16 protein-coding genes are annotated in these 19,020 nt (G+C 74.7%); 9 read left to right on the top strand and 7 right to left on the bottom strand.

Features of this window, described 5'->3' with window-relative positions; translation table 11 throughout:
• The first annotated feature begins 20 nt into the window (after positions 1-20).
• Genes gcvP through FIP57_RS05250 form a run of 3 tightly spaced genes read left to right on the top strand, consistent with a single transcriptional unit; the run spans position 21 to position 4,714 of the window.
• Complete coding sequence (gene gcvP / locus FIP57_RS05260) at positions 21-2,801, top strand: aminomethyl-transferring glycine dehydrogenase (protein ID WP_238993308.1); 2,781 nt, start codon at positions 21-23, stop codon at positions 2,799-2,801.
• A 4-nt stretch (positions 2,802-2,805) separates the two neighbouring features.
• Positions 2,806-4,146, top strand: a complete 1,341-nt coding sequence (locus tag FIP57_RS05255) for a serine hydrolase domain-containing protein (protein ID WP_148572440.1) — start codon at positions 2,806-2,808, stop codon at positions 4,144-4,146.
• A gap of 25 nt (positions 4,147-4,171) precedes the next feature.
• Complete coding sequence (locus tag FIP57_RS05250) at positions 4,172-4,714, top strand: 2'-5' RNA ligase family protein (RefSeq protein WP_203231063.1); 543 nt, start codon at positions 4,172-4,174, stop codon at positions 4,712-4,714.
• Here FIP57_RS05250 and FIP57_RS05245 read toward each other — a convergent pair.
• The 6 genes from FIP57_RS05245 to FIP57_RS05220 all read right to left on the bottom strand — a co-directional run bounded on the left by FIP57_RS05245 (position 4,698) and on the right by FIP57_RS05220 (position 13,332).
• On the bottom strand, positions 4,698-6,095 hold the full coding sequence (locus FIP57_RS05245) for a metallopeptidase TldD-related protein (RefSeq protein WP_148572438.1): 1,398 nt from the start codon (positions 6,093-6,095) through the stop codon (positions 4,698-4,700). The two genes, FIP57_RS05250 and FIP57_RS05245, sit on opposite strands and share 17 nt — an antisense overlap.
• A gap of 12 nt (positions 6,096-6,107) precedes the next feature.
• Positions 6,108-7,622 (bottom strand): TldD/PmbA family protein, encoded by a 1,515-nt coding sequence (locus FIP57_RS05240; RefSeq protein ID WP_148572437.1) that lies wholly within the window; start codon positions 7,620-7,622, stop codon positions 6,108-6,110.
• 36 nt (positions 7,623-7,658) lie between these two features.
• Positions 7,659-8,186, bottom strand: coding sequence for a phosphatase domain-containing protein (locus FIP57_RS05235; RefSeq protein ID WP_148572436.1), 528 nt, complete (start codon positions 8,184-8,186; stop codon positions 7,659-7,661).
• A complete protein-coding gene (locus tag FIP57_RS05230; RefSeq protein ID WP_148572435.1) occupies positions 8,183-11,191 on the bottom strand; it encodes an AAA family ATPase in 3,009 nt (1,002 codons plus the stop codon). Before FIP57_RS05230 ends, FIP57_RS05235 begins: the two co-directional genes overlap by 4 nt.
• Positions 11,191-12,396: an exonuclease SbcCD subunit D gene (locus FIP57_RS05225; protein ID WP_148572434.1), complete on the bottom strand. Its 1,206-nt coding sequence runs from the start codon at positions 12,394-12,396 to the stop codon at positions 11,191-11,193. The genes FIP57_RS05230 and FIP57_RS05225 overlap by 1 nt, the downstream gene beginning before the upstream one ends.
• Positions 12,397-12,465: 69 nt before the next feature.
• On the bottom strand, positions 12,466-13,332 hold the full coding sequence (locus tag FIP57_RS05220) for a formate dehydrogenase accessory sulfurtransferase FdhD (protein WP_238993291.1): 867 nt from the start codon (positions 13,330-13,332) through the stop codon (positions 12,466-12,468).
• Positions 13,333-13,420: 88 nt separating this feature from the next.
• Here FIP57_RS05220 and FIP57_RS05215 point away from each other — a divergent pair, with 88 nt between their 5' ends.
• From FIP57_RS05215 to FIP57_RS05190, 6 genes are all read left to right on the top strand, one after another.
• On the top strand, positions 13,421-13,843 hold the full coding sequence (locus FIP57_RS05215; RefSeq protein ID WP_148572432.1) for an OsmC family protein: 423 nt from the start codon (positions 13,421-13,423) through the stop codon (positions 13,841-13,843).
• Between the two features lie 91 nt (positions 13,844-13,934).
• Entirely contained in the window at positions 13,935-14,294 is a 360-nt protein-coding gene (locus FIP57_RS05210; RefSeq protein ID WP_148572431.1) for a lipopolysaccharide assembly protein LapA domain-containing protein, read from the top strand.
• Positions 14,295-14,302: 8 nt separating this feature from the next.
• A complete protein-coding gene (locus FIP57_RS05205) occupies positions 14,303-14,764 on the top strand; it encodes a PGPGW domain-containing protein (protein ID WP_148572430.1) in 462 nt (153 codons plus the stop codon).
• 87 nt (positions 14,765-14,851) lie between these two features.
• Entirely contained in the window at positions 14,852-15,373 is a 522-nt protein-coding gene (locus FIP57_RS05200; RefSeq protein ID WP_148572429.1) for a 2Fe-2S iron-sulfur cluster-binding protein, read from the top strand.
• Positions 15,370-16,368, top strand: a complete 999-nt coding sequence (locus FIP57_RS05195) for an FAD binding domain-containing protein (protein ID WP_148572428.1) — start codon at positions 15,370-15,372, stop codon at positions 16,366-16,368. Before FIP57_RS05200 ends, FIP57_RS05195 begins: the two co-directional genes overlap by 4 nt.
• The gene (locus tag FIP57_RS05190; protein ID WP_148572427.1) at positions 16,365-18,512 is read left to right on the top strand and encodes a xanthine dehydrogenase family protein molybdopterin-binding subunit; all 2,148 of its coding nucleotides are present in this window, start codon (positions 16,365-16,367) and stop codon (positions 18,510-18,512) included. Before FIP57_RS05195 ends, FIP57_RS05190 begins: the two co-directional genes overlap by 4 nt.
• Here FIP57_RS05190 and FIP57_RS05185 read toward each other — a convergent pair.
• Positions 18,503-18,997, bottom strand: coding sequence for a winged helix-turn-helix transcriptional regulator (locus FIP57_RS05185; RefSeq protein ID WP_148572426.1), 495 nt, complete (start codon positions 18,995-18,997; stop codon positions 18,503-18,505). The two genes, FIP57_RS05190 and FIP57_RS05185, sit on opposite strands and share 10 nt — an antisense overlap.
• Positions 18,998-19,020: the final 23 nt, after the last annotated feature.

Genomic DNA, 19,020 nt, shown 5'->3' with positions numbered 1-19,020 from the left:
ACCAGGCCGAGCAGACCGCGATGCTCAAGGCCCTCGGCTTCGACTCGCTCGAGCAGCTGATGGCCGCCGCGGTCCCCGGTGGCATCCGCACCGCCGACGAGCTCGGTCTCCCCGAGCCCGTCGACGAGGAGGCCGCCGCCGCCGAGCTCCGTGCGCTGGCCGGCCGCAACAACCCGCTCGAACCGATGATCGGGCTCGGCTACTCCGGCACGGTCACGCCCGCCGTCGTACGCCGCAACGTGCTGGAGGACCCGGCCTGGTACACCGCCTACACGCCGTACCAGCCGGAGATCTCGCAGGGGCGGCTCGAGGCGCTGCTGAACTTCCAGACGATGGTCGGTGACCTGACCGGGCTGCCGACCGCGAACGCCTCCCTGCTCGACGAGGGCACTGCCGCGGCCGAGGCGATGACGCTCGTCCGTCGCGCCAACCGCAAGGCCAGCGGCGCGTTCGTCGTCGACGCCGACGCGCTTCCGCAGACCATCGCCGTGGTCCGCACCCGCGCGGCCGCGATGGGGATCGACGTGGTCGTCGCAGACCTCGCGACCGACGGGCTCCCGGACGGCGAGCTCTCCGGCGTGCTGGTGCAGTACCCCGGCGCGTCCGGCCGGGTCTGGGACCCGCGGTCGGTGATCGAGGCTGCGCACGAGCGCAACGCGCTCGCCGTGGTCGCCGCCGACCTGCTCGGCCTCGCGCTCCTGGAGTCGCCCGGCACCCTCGGCGCGGACGTCGCGGTGGGAAACACCCAGCGGTTCGGAGTGCCGCTGTTCTACGGCGGGCCGCACGCCGGGTACATGGCGGTCGCCTCCGGGCTCGAGCGCCACCTGCCCGGCCGGCTCGTCGGGGTCTCGGTCGACGCGGAGGGGCGCTCGGCGTACCGGCTCGCGCTGCAGACCCGCGAGCAGCACATCCGCCGGGACAAGGCGACCTCGAACATCTGCACCGCACAGGTGCTGCTGGCCGTCGTCGCCGCGATGTACGCCGTGTACCACGGCCCCGAGGGGATCCGAGAGATCGCCCGGGCCACCCACCTCAAGGCGCTCCGGCTCGCTGCCGCGCTCCGCGCCGCAGGGGTCGAGGTGGTGCACGACGCGTTCTTCGACACCCTCACCGTCCGGGTGCCGGGGCGCGCCGCGGAGGTGGTCGGCCGCGCACGGGACGCCGGCGTGCACCTGCGCGAGGTCGACGCCGACACCGTGGGCGTCTCCACCTCGGAAACCACGAAGGAGCACCACCTGCTCGCCGCCGTCCAGGCGTTCGGCGGGGAGGCCCTGGACGCGCTCGGCGACGACGCCCTCGCCGTCCCCGACCCGCTCCGGCGGACCACGGAGTACCTCACCCACGAGGTCTTCTCCACCCACCGGTCGGAGACCTCGATGCTCCGCTACCTGTCCCGACTCTCGCGCCGCGACTACGCGCTGGACCGCGGGATGATCCCGCTCGGCTCCTGCACCATGAAGCTCAACGCGACGACCGAGATGGAGCCGATCAGCCTCCCGGGCTTCGCGAACCTCCACCCGTTCGCGCCCGCCGAGGACGCGCAAGGGTACGCCGAGCTGGTCGACCAGCTCGAGGGGTGGCTCGCGGAGGTCACCGGCTACGACCGGGTCTCGATCCAGCCCAACGCCGGGTCGCAGGGGGAGCTCGCCGGGCTGCTGGCGATCCGCGGCTACCACCGGGCGAACGGTCAGGAGCAGCGCGACGTCTGCCTGATCCCGTCGTCCGCGCACGGCACCAACGCCGCCTCCGCGGTGATGGCCGGGATGCGGGTGGTCGTGGTGAAGGCGGACGCGGACGGCTCGGTCGACCTCGCCGACCTGCAGGCGCAGTGCGAGAAGCACGCCGACTCGCTCGCCGCGATCATGGTGACCTACCCGTCCACCCACGGCGCCTACGAGGACACGATCACCGACCTCTGCCGCATCGTGCACGAGCACGGCGGCCAGGTGTACGTCGACGGGGCGAACCTCAACGCGCTGCTCGGCTTCGCCAAGCCCGGTGAGTTCGGCGGCGACGTGTCGCACCTCAACCTGCACAAGACGTTCTGCATCCCGCACGGCGGGGGTGGTCCCGGGGTCGGTCCGGTGGCGGTGCGGTCGCACCTCGCGCCGTACCTCCCGACGCACCCGGCGCACCCGGACCCCGAGCGGCGCGAGGGCACCGGGCCGGTCAGCGCGGCGCCGTTCGGCTCCGCCGGCATCCTGCCGATCTCGTGGGCCTACGTGCGGATGATGGGCGCCGAGGGGCTCACCGAGGCGACCGCGGTCGCGGTGCTCAGCGCGAACTACGTGGCCAAGCGGCTCGCGGAGCACTTCCCGGTCCTGTACACCGGCCACGGCGGGCTCGTCGCCCACGAGTGCATCCTCGACCTGCGCGACCTGACCAAGCGCACCGGCGTGACGGTCGACGACGTCGCCAAGCGGCTCGTCGACTTCGGGTTCCACGCCCCGACGATGAGCTTCCCGGTCGCCGGGACGCTGATGGTGGAGCCGACGGAGTCGGAGGACCTCGCCGAGCTCGACCGGTTCGTCGCCGCGATGGTCGCGATCCGCGAGGAGATCGAGCGGGTGGCGTCGGGGGAGTGGACCGCCGAGGAGTCGCCGCTGCGCCACGCCCCGCACACCGCGCGGGTGCTCGCGGCCGACGAGTGGGACCGGCCTTACGACCGGCGGACCGGGGTGTTCCCGGCCGGCTACGACCCGGACAAGTACTGGCCGGTGGTCGCCCGCATCGACCAGGCGTACGGCGACCGCAACCTGGTGTGTGCCTGCCCGGCCCCGGAGGCGTTCGCGGGACAATGAGCCCATGGCTCTCGTCGCTGACCTGACCGCGCGCCGGCTCACCGCGGTCCTCGCCTCGGAGCAGCGACGGGGGCGGGTGCCGTCCGTGGCCGCCGCGCTCACCCGGGAGGGCTCGCTGGTGTGGCGGGGCGGCTACGGCAGCGCGACCGGCAGCGAGGTGCGGCCGACCGACCTGCAGTACCGCATCGGGTCGATCACCAAGACGCTCACCGCGGTGCTGGTGATGCAGCTCCGCGACGAGGGCCGGCTCTCGCTCTCCGACCCGCTCTCCGCGCACCTGCCCGAGGTGGCGCACGGCGACCGGACCCTCCGGGCGCTGCTCTGCCACGGCTCCGGGATCCCGGCCGAGCCGCCGGGTCCCTGGTGGGAGCGCACGGACGGGGGCTCGTTCGCCGACCTCGCCGCCTCGCTGTCGCGGGACCCGACGCCGTTCGAGCCCGGGGCCACCCACCACTACAGCAACGTCGGGTTCGCGCTGCTCGGCGAGGTCGTCGCGCGGCTGCACGGCCGCTCGTGGTGGGAGTGCGTCTCGGAGCGCGTGCTCCAGCCGCTCGGGATGACCCGGACGACGTTCGACCCGTTCGCCCCGCACGCGCAGGGTTACTCGGTGGCGCCGTACACCCCGGAGCTCGCGCGCGAGCCGCACAGCGACACCGGCGCGATGGCGCCCGCCGGCCAGCTGTGGAGCACGGTGATGGACCTCGCGACGTTCGCCGACTTCCTGCTCACCGGCCACCGCGACGTGCTCTCCCCGGCCACGCTCGAGGAGATGGCCACCCCGCAGTCGGGGACCCACGTCGACGGCGTCGGGGACGGCTACGGGCTCGGGGTGCGGATGGTGGCCGGCGGCTCGGGCACGCTGGTGGGCCACACCGGCTCGATGCCGGGGTTCCAGGCCGGCCTCTTCGTGGACCCGGGGCGCGGCACGGGCGCGGTCCTGCTGGCGAACTGCACGACCGGGCTCTCGACGGCGGACGTCGCGCGGCGGCTGCTCGAGACGCTGGAGGAGTGCGAGCCGTCGCTGGTCGCTCCCTGGGAGCCTGTCGACGAGGTGCCCCCGGCGGTCGCCGAGCTCGTGGGCGTCTGGCACTGGGGCAACACCCCGCGGCTGATGACCTGGGACGGCGCGGCGCTGCTCGTGTCGGAGCTCGACGGCGGGGAGCCCGAACGGTTCCGGCTCGTCGACGGCCGGCTGGTCGGGGCGGACGGCTACCACCACGGCGAGGAGCTCGAGGTCGTCCGGCGGGCGGACGGCTCGGTGAGCCACCTGGTCGCCTCGACGTTCGTGATGACCCGGGTGCCCTATGACCCCGACGCCCCCGTCCCCGGCGGACCTCCCCGTTGAGCCGCCCCTCGTGGCGCGTCAGTCGGTGTTGAACCGCCCCTCGTGGCGCGTCGAGCCGCCCCTCGTGGTGACGCTGCTGCTTGACGACCAGGCCCAGCAGCGGTTCGACCGCGAGCGGGAGGAGCTCTTCCCGCCCGGACGCACGGTGGTGGGGGCGCACGTCACGCTCTTCCACGCGCTGCCGGGAGCGTTGCTCGACGACGTCGTACGCCGGGTGGGGGAGGTGGCCGCGCGGGAGCCGTTCCCGGTGCGGGTCGAGGGGATCCTCGACCTCGGCGGCGGTGCCGCCTACCGGCTGCGTTCCGAGGAGCTGGACGCGATGCGCGGCGAGCTCGCGGTGGAGTGGGCGGAGCACCTGACCCGGCAGGACTCCCAACCGTTCCGGGCGCACGTCACCGTGCAGAACAAGGCGGACCGCGAGCTCGCGCTGACCACGCTCGCGACGCTCCGCGAGCGGTTCGCGCCGACGACCGTGACGGCGACCGGGGTCGCGGTCTGGCGCTACGAGGGCGGGCCGTGGCGGCTCGTGCGCCGCTTCCCGTTCGGCGGCGTCAGAGAGCCTGGCTGACCGTCGACATGTTGAAGTCGGGCACGCGCAGCGCCGGGGTCGCGGTCCGCGGCCACTCGTCGCCCCACTCGCGCGAGAACGACGGTACGGTCGCCGACGCCTCGGTGAACCGGTCGAGCAGCTCGACCGGGCTCTCGTTGAACCGGAAGTTGTTGACCGCCGCGGTCACCTCGCCGCCCTCGACGAGGTAGACGCCGTCCCGGGTCAGCCCGGTCAGCAGCAGCGTCTGCGGGTCGACCTCGCGGATGTAGTACAGGCAGGTGACGAGCAGCCCGTGCTCGGTGCCGGCCACCAGGTCGTAGACCGAGCCCGAGGCGCCGTCCACCTCGACGACCAGGTTGTCGACGTACGGCGTGAGGGGCTGGCCGGTCATCCCCGCGGTCTCGCGGGTCTGCACCAGCGCCTCGAGGACGCCGTCCCTCACCCAGTCGGTACGCCGCAGCGGGTACCCGTTGTCGAAGACGCTGGCCGCGTCGCCGCTCGACCCGACGACGGTGAACGGGGCGGCCGCGATCGACGGGTAGCCCTCGGGGGTCGGGTCGCTGAACAGCGTCACCGGGCGGCGTGACAGCTGGTCGCCGATCCGGGTGCCACCGCCGGGCCGGCCGAAGACCGACTGGCCGTCATGGGCCTGCCGGGCCGACGCCGACCAGTAGGCGTAGATCATCAGGTCGGCGACCGCGGCCGGTGGCAGCACGGTGTCGTAACGGCCGGCGGGGAGCTCGACGGTCCGTGCGGACCAGGCCAGCCGTCGCTCGAGCTCGGCGTCGATCCGCGCAGCCTCGACGTCGGCGAAGTCGCGGGTGGCGCCACCGACCCAGGCGCTCGCGGAGAGGTCGGCGGTCTTCCCGGTGCACCCCCAGTGACCGGTCGGCTGGGTGTGGCGCAGCCGCAGGCCGGTGGTGGAGCCCAGGTAGGTCGTGGTCACGTCGTGGTCGACGAAGCCGTAGAGCACCCGCCCCGAGGCGTCAGCCCGGCGGAAGGCATCGCCGAGCCCCCGGGCAAGGTCGGCGTAGACGGCGATGGAGGTCTCCCCGGGCGGCTCGTCCCAGTCGGCGGCCGCCGCACCCTCGACCAGCGGTGCCGCGTCCGGGGCGACCTGGGCCCGGGCGGCGGCCCCGTCGGCGGCCGCGGTCAGCTGCTCGACCTGCTCGGGGGTGGTCGCGGCGCCGGACACCGACGCGGTGGCCACGCCGTCGGGGCGGTGGTGGAAGGCGACGACCGTGACGCCGACGCGGTGCATCACGCCGTTGGTGGTCAGGGTGTTGCCCGCCCACCGCAGGTTGGCGCTGTGGCCGGCGGTGACCACCGCGACGCACTGGTCGCTGCGGCTGCTGCGGAGGGCGTGCTCGACGAGGTCCTGGGGGGTGTGTGCGGGCATCAGGGCTCCCGGTCAGAGCGCGGTCTCGGCCGCGGTGTTGAGCACGTTGACATTGGTGAACAGGGCGGACGGGCAGCCGTGGGAGACGGCGGCCACCTGCCCGGGCTGGGCCTTGCCGCAGTTGAAGGCGCCGCCGAGCACGTAGGTGTCCGGCCCGCCGACGCCGACCATCGACCCCCAGAACTCCGTCGTGGTCGCCTGGTAGGCGACGTCGCGGAGCTGGCCGGCGAGCCGGCCGCCCTCGATGCGGTAGAACCGCTGGCCGGTGAACTGGAAGTTGTAGCGCTGCATGTCGATCGACCACGACCGGTCACCGACGACGTAGATGCCCCGGTCGACCCCGCCGATCAGCTCGTCGGTGGACGGCCCGTCGGCAAGGGGCTGCAGGGAGACGTTCGCCATCCGCTGGATCGGGATGTGGCCGGGGGAGTCGGCGTAGGCGCACCCGTTGGAGCGGCCGCCGTTGAGCTCGGGGTGGAGCGCGGCCATCGAGCGGTCGAGCTGGTAGCCCACGAGGACGCCGTCCTTGACGAGGTCCCAGCTCTGGCCGGCCACGCCCTCGTCGTCGTACCCGATGGTGGCGAGCCCGTGCTCGACGGTGCGGTCGCCGGTGACGTGCATCAGCCGCGAGCCGTACTTCAGGTCGCCGAGCTTGTCGATCGTCGCGAAGGAGGTCCCTGCGTAGTTCGCCTCGTAGCCGAGCGCGCGGTCGAGCTCGGTGGCGTGGCCGATCGACTCGTGGATGGTCAGCCAGAGGTTGCTGGGGTCGATCACGAGGTCGTAGCGGCCGGCCTCCACCGATGGTGCCGCCAGCTTCTCCTCGAGCAGCGGGGCGAGCTCGGCGAGCTCGCCCGCCCAGTCGTGGACGGAGCCGGTGAGGTACTCCCACCCGCGCCCGACCGGCGGCGCGACGGTCCGCATCGAGTCGATGGTGCCGCGCCGCTCGTCGCTGCCGTAGACCTCGACCTCCGGGTGGAGCCGCACGCGCTGCTGGGTGGTCGAGGTGCCGGCGAGGTCGGCGTAGTACTTGTTCTCGAGGATCACCTGCACCGTCGCCGCGGCGTGGTCGACGCGGGCGTCGCCGAGCAGGTCGCCGGTCCAGCCGGTGAGCAGCGCGGCCTTGTCGTCGAGGGGCACGGTGAACGGGTCGACGTCGTAGGCGGAGACCCAGGTCGCGTCGGCGTGCACCGGTTCCGGCGCGAGCTCCACCGGTGAGGTGGTCATCGCCGCGGCGACCTCGGCGGTGGCCACGGCGGTCTCGGCGACCCGGACCGCCTCGGCGGGGTCGAGGAGCACACCGGCGGCGAACCCCCAGGCCCCCCGGTGCACCACGCGTACGGCGAAGCCGAGGTCCTCGCTCTCCGCGGCCCCCTGCAACCGGCCGTCCCGCGCCCGCACGTCCTGGTAACGCACCCGTTCGAACCGGAAGTCGGCGTGCTGGACCCCCAACGCCCGGGCCCGGTCGAGGGCGGCGTCGGCGAGCGCACGGTAGGGGAGAGCGGTGAAGCCAGGGTCGATGTCGTGCACGGTCGCGACCCTAACCTCCCGGCACGAGGTTGGCGGTCAGGTGCGCCCCTCGTCCTCCTGCGCCTGTTGGAGCACGGGAGCGTCGCCCATCCACGTCGCCGGGAGGACGTCGAACCCGGCCTCCCGGGCGGAGGCGAGCACGGCCTCGTCGTCGTCGACCAGCACCGCCACCGGGGCGCGGCGGCTCAGCCGGCGGAGCACCTGGACCTTGAACTGGCGGGCCGGCCGGAAGTCGTTGGACGGGCGGAGGTGGAGCTCGCCCTCGGGGAGCCCGTGGCGGGCGAACCACTCCACCGTGTCGCGGCGGCAGTGCTCGGGCCGGCCGGAGAGGTAGACGATCTCGTAGACGGTGGCGAGCTGGGCGACGGTGTCGAGCCCGGTGCGCAGGGGCGGGTCCTGCAGGGCGGCGCCGAAGAACGCCTTCCAGTCCTTGGGCCGCTTCTCGAGGTGCTTCAGCCGGTGGCGGACGTCGGCGACGACCCCGTCGATGTCGATCACCGCGAGCGCGCGCACCTGGTCGTCGTCCGCACCGTCCGCGTCCTCCCGGGCACGGCGAGGGCTCATGTGACGAGCGTACGCACCGCGAGCGTGGAGCCGTGGCGCCCCTTCTCGACGTGGAGCTGGGCTGGGATGCGGCTGCGCAGCTCGGGGACGTGGCTGACGACGCCGACGACCCGGCCGCCCGCGCGCAGCGCGTCGATCCGGTCCATCACCTCGTCGAGGGTGTCGGGGTCGAGCATGCCGAACCCTTCGTCGATGAAGAGGGTGTCGACGCGGAGCCCGCCGGACTCGTGCACCACCACGTCGGCGAGCCCGAGCGCGAGGGCGAGCGAGACCACGAAGGTCTCGCCGCCCGACAGCGTCTGCGGCGCGCGGGGCTCGCCGGTCCACGCGTCGAGCACCTCGAGGCCGAGCCCGGCGCGGCTCCCGCCGCGGGCGTTTCCGGTGCGGCGCAACGTGTAGCGCTGGTCGCGCATCGTGGCCAGCCGCTCGTTGGCGGCGTCGAGCACCTGGTCGAGCCGGGTGGCGAGCACGTAGGACGACAGCCGCATCTGGAGCTGGTTGTCGCCGCCGGTGCCGCGCACCAGCCTGGCCAGTCCGTCGGCGGTGGCGTGCTCGGCGCGGACCGGCTCCCAGGTGGCGAGCGCGGACTCCAACGCGTCGGCGAGCCGGGCGACCGCGGCCGCACGGTCGGCCGCCGTGGCTGCCTCGGCGGCGGCGGCATCGTGGGCCGCCCGTGCCCGGGCGAGCGCGTCCACCTGGTCGCGGTGGCGATCTACGGTGCCGGCGCCGGGGTCGTCGACCTCGCCGAGGACGGCGTCCGCAGCGGCCCGGACCTGTTCGCGCTCCTGGAGGAGGGCGGAGAGGTGCTGGTGCTCGTCGTCGGGGAGCAGGGCTTCCTCCGCCTCCCGTGCCGAGCCGAACCCGAGCGAGGTGGCGAGGGCGTCGGCCTGCTCCGCGGCTGCGGCGAGCCGCTCCTCGTCGGCCGTCAGCCGGTCGGCGGACTCCACGGCTGCGTCCAGCAGCGAGCGCGCGCGCTCCATGGAGGTGACCAGCTCGTCGATCGTCGCGGCCCGGCCGGACAGGGCCTCCTCGACCGCCGCCGCGGCGACCGCGCGACGCTCCTCCTCGACCGCGAGCCGGGTCTCGCGCTCGCCGATGGCCGCCCGGAGCGCGGCGAGCCGCTCCTCGAGCTCCTGGCGCTCGGCGGCGACGGCGTCCCCCTGCTGCCGCAGTGCGGGGAGCCGCTCCGCAGCGGCGTCGGCACGCTCCACCGCGGCGCAGGCCTCGGCGACCCGGTCGCGTGCCGCTTCGACGGCGAGCCCGCGCGCGGCGAGCTCCAGCCGCTGCACCTCGGCGGCGGCGCGCGTGAGCTGGTCGTGGAGCTGGTCGGCCCGCTGCGCCAGCCGGCGGTGCTCCTCCTCCGCGGCCTGCTGCTCGGCGAGGGTGACCGCGTCCTCGCGCGGGGGCGCTGGCCGGGGGTGCTCCTCGGAGCCGCAGACGGCGCAGGGCGAGCCGTCGACGAGCTGGCCCGCCAGCTCGGCAGCGATGCCGCTGAGCCGACGGTCGACGAGGTCGAGGTGGTGGGCGCGCGCGTCCTGCGCGGCCCCTCGTGCGGCCTGCCAGCGCTCGAGCAGCCGCTCGTGAGAGCTGCGTGCCGGCACCAGCCGTTCGGCAGCGGCGAGCTGCTCCTCGGCGTCGGCGAGCCGCGACCGGGCCCCGTCGTGGTCGGCGGCGTCGGCCTCGGCACGCAGCAGCTCGGAGGCGACGAGCCGCTCCTCCTCGGGGAGCCGGGCGAGGCGTTCCGTGCGACGGCACAGCTCGGCGTCCATCTCGGCCAGCGCGGCGCGGGCCCGGGTGGTGCTCTCGTCGAGGACGACGAGCGCCTCCTCCTGCGGGGCCAGCGCCCGGAGCCGGTCGATGTCGTCGTCCCACCGGTCGCGGAGCCCCGCGGCGGCTGCGCGGTCCCACTCGTGGTCGGAGCCGGGTGGGAGGAGCGCTGGAGGGATGCCGCGTGCCGCCCGGTCGACGGCAGCCGCGTGGTGGCGCCGTGCCGACGCGACGGCCTGACGGGCGGCGGCCAGAGGGGCGAGCAGCGGCTCGACGCGCCCCGCGCGGTCGTGGCGATCGAGCCGGAGCCGGATCTGCTCGGCGTCGGCGGCGGACTCCTCGAGCTCGGCCAGCCGGCGGCTCGCGGCCAGCCGCCGCTCGTGCGCGGCGACCGCCTGGTGGCCCTCCCGCTCGGCGACCGCGGCGACCTCCAGCGCGCGCTCGGCGTCGGACCGGACCCGTGCTGCTCGCGTCGCCGCGGTGGTGGCGCGCTCGACCTCGGAGGAGGCCCACCGCCGGGCGACCGGAGCGCAGTCTCCCAGCCGGGAGCCGCAGAGGGGGTCGGGCAGCGGCGAGCCCGCACGGTGCTGCAGCGCGGCGAGCAGCCGGCGCACCTGGTCCTCGAGCTCCTCCGCGCGCCGTCCGAGCTCGCGGCTGTGGTCGCGCATCCACTCCTCGACCCGGCTGAACCGCTCGGTGCGGAAGAGCCGCTGGAGCACCGCCTGGCGCTCGTCGGACGAGGCGTGGAGGAAGGTCTGGAACTGCCCCTGCGGCAACATCACGACCTGCATGAACTGCTCCGAGCTCATGCCCAGCGCGAGGCCGAGCTCGTGGCCGACCTCGGCGATGCGGGACGAGAGCAGCCGCTCCTCGCCGTCGACCAGCTCGACCAGCGTCGCCGAGGCGTGCTCCCGGGTCGTCCCGGTGCCCCGCTTCTTCGGGCGGTGCCACTCGGGCGAGCGCCGGACCCGGAGCCGGCGCGCCCCGATCGTCACCTCGAGCACCACCTCGGGGCGGACGCCCTCGGCGGCGTGGTGCGAGCGCAGCGACCGGGTCTCGCGGACCCCGGGCACGATGCCGTAGAGGGCGAAGCAGACGGCGTCGAGGATGCTCGTCTTGCCGGCGCCGGCGGGGCCGGTGAGCAGGAAGATGCCGGCCTCGCCCAGCTCGTCGAAGTCGACGGTCTGGGTGGTCGCGAACGGGCCGAACGCGGTGACGGCGAGGTGGTGGAACCGCATCAGCCGGCCGCCTCGCGGGGGGACGGGACGTCGAAGCCTCCGTCGGCGTCGCGGTCCTCGCCGAGCCGGCAGGAGTCGCAGGCCAGCTGGAGGAGCAGCTCCTCCTCCGTGGTCGCCTCCAGCGAGCGCACCTCCTCGACGAAGCCGAGCGCGACGTCGAGGTCGCTGCGGCCCGTGACGTGGGGGGCCACGGGGCCGCGGCTCACCGGGGCGCCCTCAGGGTCGAAGTAGAGCGCGAGCACGTGGGGGAACCGGGCGCGCAGCCGCTCCATCGCGGCCGTCGGACGCACCGGGTCGGTCAGCGTCACCGCCAGCCAGCACCCCTCGTGCGCGGCGTGGGCCGGGTCGTGCAGCAGGTCGTCGAGCCTGCCCCGCAGCCGGAGCGGACGGCGGGGCACCGGGGCGGGGACGAAGGTGCACTCCTCGACCCTGGCCGCGCCGAGCTCGACCAGCCAGGAGCCCTTGATGTGCCCCTCCTCGGAGAACGAGTAGGCGAGCGGCGAACCGCTGTAGCGAACCGTGTCGGTGAGCGCCCGGGCGCCGTGCAGGTGGCCGAGCGCGGCGTAGGAGACGCCGGTGAACAGCGAGGTCGGCGCGATCTGGAGCCCGCCGACGGAGATGTCGCGCTCGCTGTCGCAGGCCATCGTCGAGGCGGCCTCGGGCGAGCCGGCGACGAAGGCGTGCGCCATCACGACCGTGCGGCCCCCGCGCCGCTCGCCGTCGGCACCCACCCGCGCCATCGCGGCGGCCAGGGCGGCCTCATGGGTCCGCGCCGGCAGCCTCCACGGCTGGCGCACGGCGTCGGGCTCGAGGTAGGGGAGGCCGTGGACGGCGACCACGCCGTGCCGGTCCTCGACGAGGACGGGGGTGCCCACCTCCTGCCAGCGGGTGCGCAGGTGGACGCCGGCGGCGTCCGCCAGCCGGGCGTTGGCGCCCAGCCGGACGGGCGAGTCGTGGTTGCCGCTGGTGACGACGGTGCGCACACCGGTCGAGGCGAGCCGGGCCAGCGCCTCCCCGGCGAGCTCCACCGCGTCGACCGGCGGCAGCGCCCGGTCGAAGACGTCACCGGCCACCAGCACCAGGTCGACGCGCTCGGCGACGACCGTGTCGACCAGGTGGTCGACGAACGCCGCCTGCGCCTCGATCAGCCCGACCCCGTGGAAGGAGCGGCCGAGGTGCCAGTCGGAGGTGTGGAGGATGCGCACACCAGGACCGTAGGAAAGGGCGCCGACAGTTCTCGTCGCACACGCCGGAGGACGGGTGTGGGAAGCCGCTCAGCCGGCGATCCGGTCCCCGCCCGCGTAGACGACGAAGCGCTTCGCGGACAGGAAGCCGACCACGCCGAGCCCGGCTCCCTCGGCGAGCTGCACGGCGAGCGACGAGGGGGCGCCGATCGCGGCGACCACCCCCACGCCCGCGGCGACGGCCTTCTGCACGATCTCGAAGCCGATGCGCCCACTGACGCACATCAGGGGCACCGCGGGGGGCTTCCCGGCCAGGACCCGGGCCCCGACCACCTTGTCGACGGCGTTGTGCCGACCGACGTCCTCGCGCAGCAGGAGCAGCTCGCCCGACCCGTCGAAGAGCGCGGCGGCGTGCAGCCCGCCCGTGGAGTCGAAGACCCGCTGCGCCTCGCGCATCCGGGCGGGGAGCGCCGTGAGCAGCTCGGGCGGCAGCGGCGCGGCCTCGCCCGCCGGTGTCACCACCGAGCCGAGCGCGACCACCTCGTCGATGCTGTCGGCACCGCAGACCCCGCACGCCGACGCCGCGGCCGTCACGGTCGCGCCGCGGCCGCCCGGCAGCCGGGGCGGCGGCGCGTCCAGCGTCACCGTCACGACGTTGAACTCCTGCTCGGGCGCGAGCTGCACGTCGGTGCAGTAGGCGACGGTGTCGAGCGCCGAGGGCACGACGACCCCCTCCGCGTGCAGCAGCCCGACGGCCAGCTCGAAGTCGTGGCCGGGTGTCCGCATGGTCACCGCGACGCGCTCCGCGGGGTGGCCGGGCCACGCGAGCCGCACCTCGAGGGGCTCCTCCGTGGCCAGCCGGTCCTCGCGACGACGGCTCCGGCCCTCGGCGTACTCCTTGACGCGGACGCGGACGCTGGGGCCCGGGCGCCGGGCCCGACGGGTGGACAGGGTCACCGTGCCAGCGTAGTTCGCCGGTGGGGGACACCCCGGCGCGTCACCGGCCACCCACCGGCCCTTCCCGGCACCGTGCCAGAGTGGCCGGATGAGCGACGACCTGCGCACCATCTCCCTCGAGCGGCTCCGCAAGGCGCGCTACGTCGCGCGCAACCCGCGCGGCGGCGAGCTGGAGTTCGGCGAGGGGGACGACGAGGCGTTCTCGCCCGTGGAGCTGCTCCTCGCGGCGATCGCGGGGTGCAACGCGATCGACGTCGACTACATCACCGCCAAGCGGGCCGAGGCGGAGCGGCTCGACGTCGACGTCAGCGCACGGAAGATCCGCGACGAGCACGGCAACCGCCTCGTGGACATCACGCTGCGGATCACCGCGGAGTTCCCGGAGGGCGAGTCCGGCGACGAGGCCCGCGAGGCGCTCCCCGAGGCCGTACGCCGCTCGCGCGACCGGATCTGCACGGTCGGCCGCACGGTCGCGGTGGGGACCCCGATCACCGTCGAGGTGGTCCGCTGACGGGACGGACCAACGGCACGGCACGGGGTCCTGGGACCACCGCCGGCACCTCGTGCGCTGTAGGTTCGGCCCCGGACCGACAGGAGCAGCGATGAGCGAGACCACGCCCGGACCGGAGACGCCGGCCGTCCCGGGAGAGGGCACAGAGCCCGCGGAGCCGGCCACGACCCCGCAGCAGCGACGCCCGGCCGAGGACCCGCTCCGCGGCTCCCGCACCAGCGGCATCTGGGTCGCGGTCGCGGCGCTCGCCCTGCTGCTCGTGCTGCTCGCGGTCTTCGTGCTGCAGAACACCCAGGAGGTGACGATCTCCTTCTTCGGCGGTGACGTCCGAGCGCCGCTGGCCGCCGCGCTGCTGATCGCCACCGCCGCCGGGGCGCTGATCGTCGTGGCCGCCGGCACCCTCCGGATCCTCCAGCTGCGTCGCCGTGTGCGGCGCGACCGGAAGCGCTGAGGCCGGTCGTGCGCAACGCAGCGAAGCGGGTCGCCGTCGAGGTCGCGGGTTGGGTGCTGGTGGTCGCGGGCATCGCCGCGCTGGTCCTCCCGGGGCCGGGGCTGCTGATGCTCGCCGGTGGGCTGGCGATCCTGTCCCAGCAGTACGAGTGGGCCGAGCGACGGATGCGCCCCGTCGAGATCCGGGCCAAGAAGGCGGCCGCGGACGGTGTGCAGACCGTGCCCCGCATCGTGATGTCCACGGTCTTCGCGCTCGGGCTCGTCGCCATGGGGGTGCTCTGGATCCTGCGGCCCGAGGCTCCCGGGTGGTGGCCGGTGAGGGACTCGTGGTGGCTCATCGGCGGCTGGCCGACCGGCGTCACCCTCGTCGCGTCGGGGCTGGTCGCGCTCGGGCTGATCGTGTGGAGCATCAAGACCTTCCGCGGGGTGGACGACCCGCACGCCGAGGCGGAGCGGCTCAGCCAGCCCTAGCCGGGGTTTGACCCCGGGACACCGCGGTCATAGGTGGAGCAACCCCAGCCACCAACCCCAGCCACCAGCCGACGGAGGGTGCCGCCCGTGCCGACCGTGTCGTTCCGCGTCGACGGCGTCGACCACACCCTCGACGTCGACGTCCGCACGACCGTGCTGGACCTCCTGCGCGAGCGGCTCGGCAACACCGCGCCGAAGAAGGGGTGCGACCACGGACAGTGCGGTTCCTGCACGGTGCTGCTCGACGGTCGGCGCCACCTGACCTGCCTCGCCCTCGCCGTGTCGTACGACGGGGCAGAGGTCGTCACCGCCGCCGGGCTCGGGGAGGGGCACGCCGACGGGCTGCACCCGGTGGCCGACGCGTTCCTCCGCAACGACGCCTTCCAGTGCGGCTACTGCACGCCGGGCCAGGTCTGCTCGGCCGTCGGGATGCTCGACGAGCTCCGCGAGGGCCACCCCAGCCACGTCACCGAGGACCTTGACGCCGAGGTCGACCCGGACGACGACGAGCTGCGTGAGCGGATGAGCGGGAACCTCTGCCGGTGCGGCGCCTACGTCGGGATCCTCGCCGCGGTCCGCGAGTGCGTCGCGAGCGGGGGCGAGGCGTGAGGCCCTTCGACTACCTGCGCCCGGACGACGTCGCCACCGCCGTCCGCGCGGTCGCCGACGACCCGGACGCGCGGTTCCTCGCCGGCGGCACCAACCTCGTCGACCACCTCAAGCTCGGGGTCGCCCGGCCGGGGCTCCTCGTCGACGTCCGCGGTCTGCCGCTGCACGACGTGGAGGTGGCCGACGTCGGCGGCGGGACCGTCCTGAGGGTCGGCGCCAACGTGCGCAACAGCGACCTGGCCGCGCACCCGGTCGTGCGGCGCGAGTTCCCCGCCGTGGCCCGGGCGCTGGTCTCCGCCGCCTCGGCGCAGATCCGCCACCAGGCGACGACCGGCGGCAACCTCCTGCAGCGGACGCGGTGCGTCTACTTCCAGGACGTCTCGACCCCGTGCAACAAGCGTGAGCCCGGCTCCGGCTGCTCGGCGGTCGAGGGGTTCGCCCGCTACAACGCGGTCCTCGGCGCCTCACCGGAGTGCGTCACCGTGCACCCCTCGGACCTGGCGGTGGCCCTCGCCGCCGTCGACGCCTCGGTGGTCACGGACGGGCCGGCCGGCGAGCGGCGCCTCCCGGTCGCCGAGCTCCACCGGCTGCCCGGCGACGCCCCCGAGAAGGACACCGTCCTCGAGCACGGCGAGCTGATCACGGCGGTCGAGCTCCCGGCCTCGCCGGTGGCCCAGCGGTCGACGTACTACAAGGCGCGGGACCGCGCGAGCTACGCCTTCGCGCTCGCCTCGGTCGCCGCCGGGCTGGAGCTCGACGGCGACGTCGTGCGCGACGTGCGCATCGTGTGGGGCGGTGTCGCGCACAAGCCGTGGCGCGCGCTCCGGGCCGAGGAGGCGCTCCGCGGCGAGCGGTTCAGCGAGGAGGCGGTCCTCGCCGCCGCGGACGCGGAGCTCGAGCAGGCCGAGACGTCGCCCGGCACGGCGTTCAAGGTGCCGATGGTCCGCGGCGCGACCGCCCTGGTGCTCGGCCGGCTCGCGGGAGGTGGACGATGAGCGACGAGCCGCAGCAGCGGCCCACCCGGCCGATCGACGTGCGGTCCGTGGGTCGCGAGCACGTCCGCGTCGACGGCCGGGCGAAGGTCACCGGCACCGCGCCGTACGCCGTCGAGCACGACCTCGGCGAGCTCCTCGGCCGCGAGCTGCCGCTGCTCCACCTGTGGCTGGTGACCTCGCGGATCGCCAAGGGGCGGATCGAGTCGGTCGACGCGTCGCGGGCGCTGGCCCACCCCGGCGTCGTGCACGTCGTCGACCACACCAACGCGCCGCGGCTCCAGGGAGACGACGAGCCCGAGCTGCTGGTGCTCCAGACGCCGCGGGTGTCGTTCCGCAACGAGATCGTCGCGGTGGTCGCCGCCGAGTCCCTGGAGGCCGCCCGCGAGGGAGCCGCGCTCGTCGACGTGACGTACGCCGAGGAGCCGTTCTCCGCCGAGCTCACCGACTCCACCCCGACGTACAAGCCGGACTCGGTGAACCCGTCGATGCCGACCGACACCGAGGAGGGCGACGTCGACGCGGCGATCGCCGCCGCGGAGGTGCTGGTCGAGGAGACCTACCGGACCCCCTTCGAGCACAACAACCCGATGGAGCCGCACGCCGCGATGGCCGTGTGGGAGGACGACCCCGGCGGCGGCTCGCGGCTGACCATGTACGACTCCACCCAGGGCGTGCACGGCGTCCGCTCCGCCTTCGCGCCGATGCTCGGCCTGGAGCCGGAGCAGGTGCGGGTGCTCGCGCCGAACGTCGGCGGCGGCTTCGGCAGCAAGGGGGTCCCGCACGCGCCCGAGATGGCGGTCGCGCTGACCGCCCGCGCGCTTCCTGGCCGCGCGGTGAAGCTCGCCGTCACCCGCCAGCAGATGTTCTCGCTCACCGGCTACCGCACCGCGACCTTCTCCCACTTCCGGCTCGGCGCCGACGACGAGGGGCGGCTGCAGGCGCTCGAGCACCGGGTGGTCGAGCAGACGTCGAGGCTCAAGGAGTACGCCGAGCAGACCGCGTCGCCGACCCGGATGATGTACGCCGGCCCGAACCGGCGGACCTCCCACCGGCTCGCGATGCTCGACGTGGCGGTGCCGTCCTGGATGCGTGCGCCGGGCGAGATGCCCGGGGCCTACGCACAGGAGGTCGCCATCGACGACCTGGCCGTGCGGTGCGGCCTCGACCCTGTCACGCTGCGCGAGCGGAACGAGCCGGAGATCGACCCGGACACCGGCAAGCCGTTCCACGACCGCCGGCTCGTCGAGTGCCTGCGGCGCGGCGCCGAGCGGTTCGGCTGGGCGGACCGGCCGTCGGAGCCACGCAGCCGGCAGGAGGGGGAGTGGTGGGTCGGCACCGGGGTCGCGGCGTCGAGCTACCCGATGATGGCGATGCCCGGGAACACCTGCCGGGTCGAGGCCCTGCACGGCGGTCGCCTCGCGGTCTCGATCGGGGCGGTCGACATCGGCACCGGCGCCTGGACCGTGCTCACCCAGATCGCCGCGGACGCGCTGGGGTGCCCGACGGAGGCGGTGGTCCTGCGGATCGGTGACTCGGACCTGCCGTCCGCCTCGGTTGCCGGCGGTTCGTCCGGGACCAGCTCGTGGGGGTCGGCGATCGTCGCCGCGGCGCAGGCCTTCCGGGAGGAGCACGGCGAGGCGCCCGAGGTGGGCGCGGTCACCACCGCGGCGGCGGAGGAGAACCCCGAGAAGGAGCGCTACGCGATGCACTCCTTCGGGGCGGTCTTCGCCGAGGCGCGGGTGCACCGCTGGACGGGCGAGGTGCGCGTGCCCCGGCTCCTCGGCGTCTACTCGGTCGGGCGGGTGGTCAACCCGACGACCGCGCGGTCGCAGCTCCTCGGTGGCCTCACGATGGGGCTCTCGGCGGCGCTCTTCGAGGAAGGGTGGCGTGACCCCCGCTTCGGCCACACCGTCACGCAGGACCTCGCGACCTACCACGTCGCGGCGCACGCGGACGTGCAGCGGCTCGAGGCCGAGTGGCTCGACGAGGCGGACACGGTGGCCACGCCGATGGGTTCGCGCGGGATCGGCGAGATCGGCATCGTCGGCTCGCCGGCGGCCGTGGTCAACGCGGTCTTCCACGCGACGGGGGTGCGGGTCCGCGACCTCCCGGTCACCCCGGACAAGCTCGTCGGTCAGCTCTGAGCCGGCCCGCGGCGGTGCGCACCGGGCCCCGGTCGAGGGGCGACCTGGCGCACCTCCTCGACGTGGTGGTCGTCGTCGCAGTGCAGCCGGACCCGGACGGGGGCGCCGCACCCGACGTGGTGGAAGGTGACCGGCGGGCCGTCCGGGTCGGCGAGGTAGCGGTCGCCCCAGGCCGCGAGGGCGACCATGACGGGGTAGAGGTCGAACCCCTTGGGGGTCAGCCGGTACTCGTGGCGGGTCCGCTCGCCCGGCAGCCGGTAGGGCTCCCTCCGGAGCACGTCGTGCTCGACGAGCCGGGCCAGCCGGTCGGTGAGCACCTGACGAGGGATGCCGGCGTGCTGCTGCATGTCGTCGAACCGGCGGATGCCGTTGAAGACCTCGCGGAGGACGACCAGGGTCCACCGCTCGCCGAGGACCGCCATGGCACGGCCGATCGTGCAGTTGTCGACGGCGTAGTCGAGGGCCTCGGGGGCGGTCGCGGTCATGACACCAGGCTAGGTCTCGTTGA

It is taken from the genome of Nocardioides caldifontis, from assembly GCF_008087345.1.
Lineage (GTDB): Bacteria > Actinomycetota > Actinomycetes > Propionibacteriales > Nocardioidaceae > Marmoricola_A > Marmoricola_A caldifontis.
The sequence above is the reverse complement of the archived record's forward strand: the minus strand, read 5'-3'. Positions and strand labels throughout refer to the sequence as shown.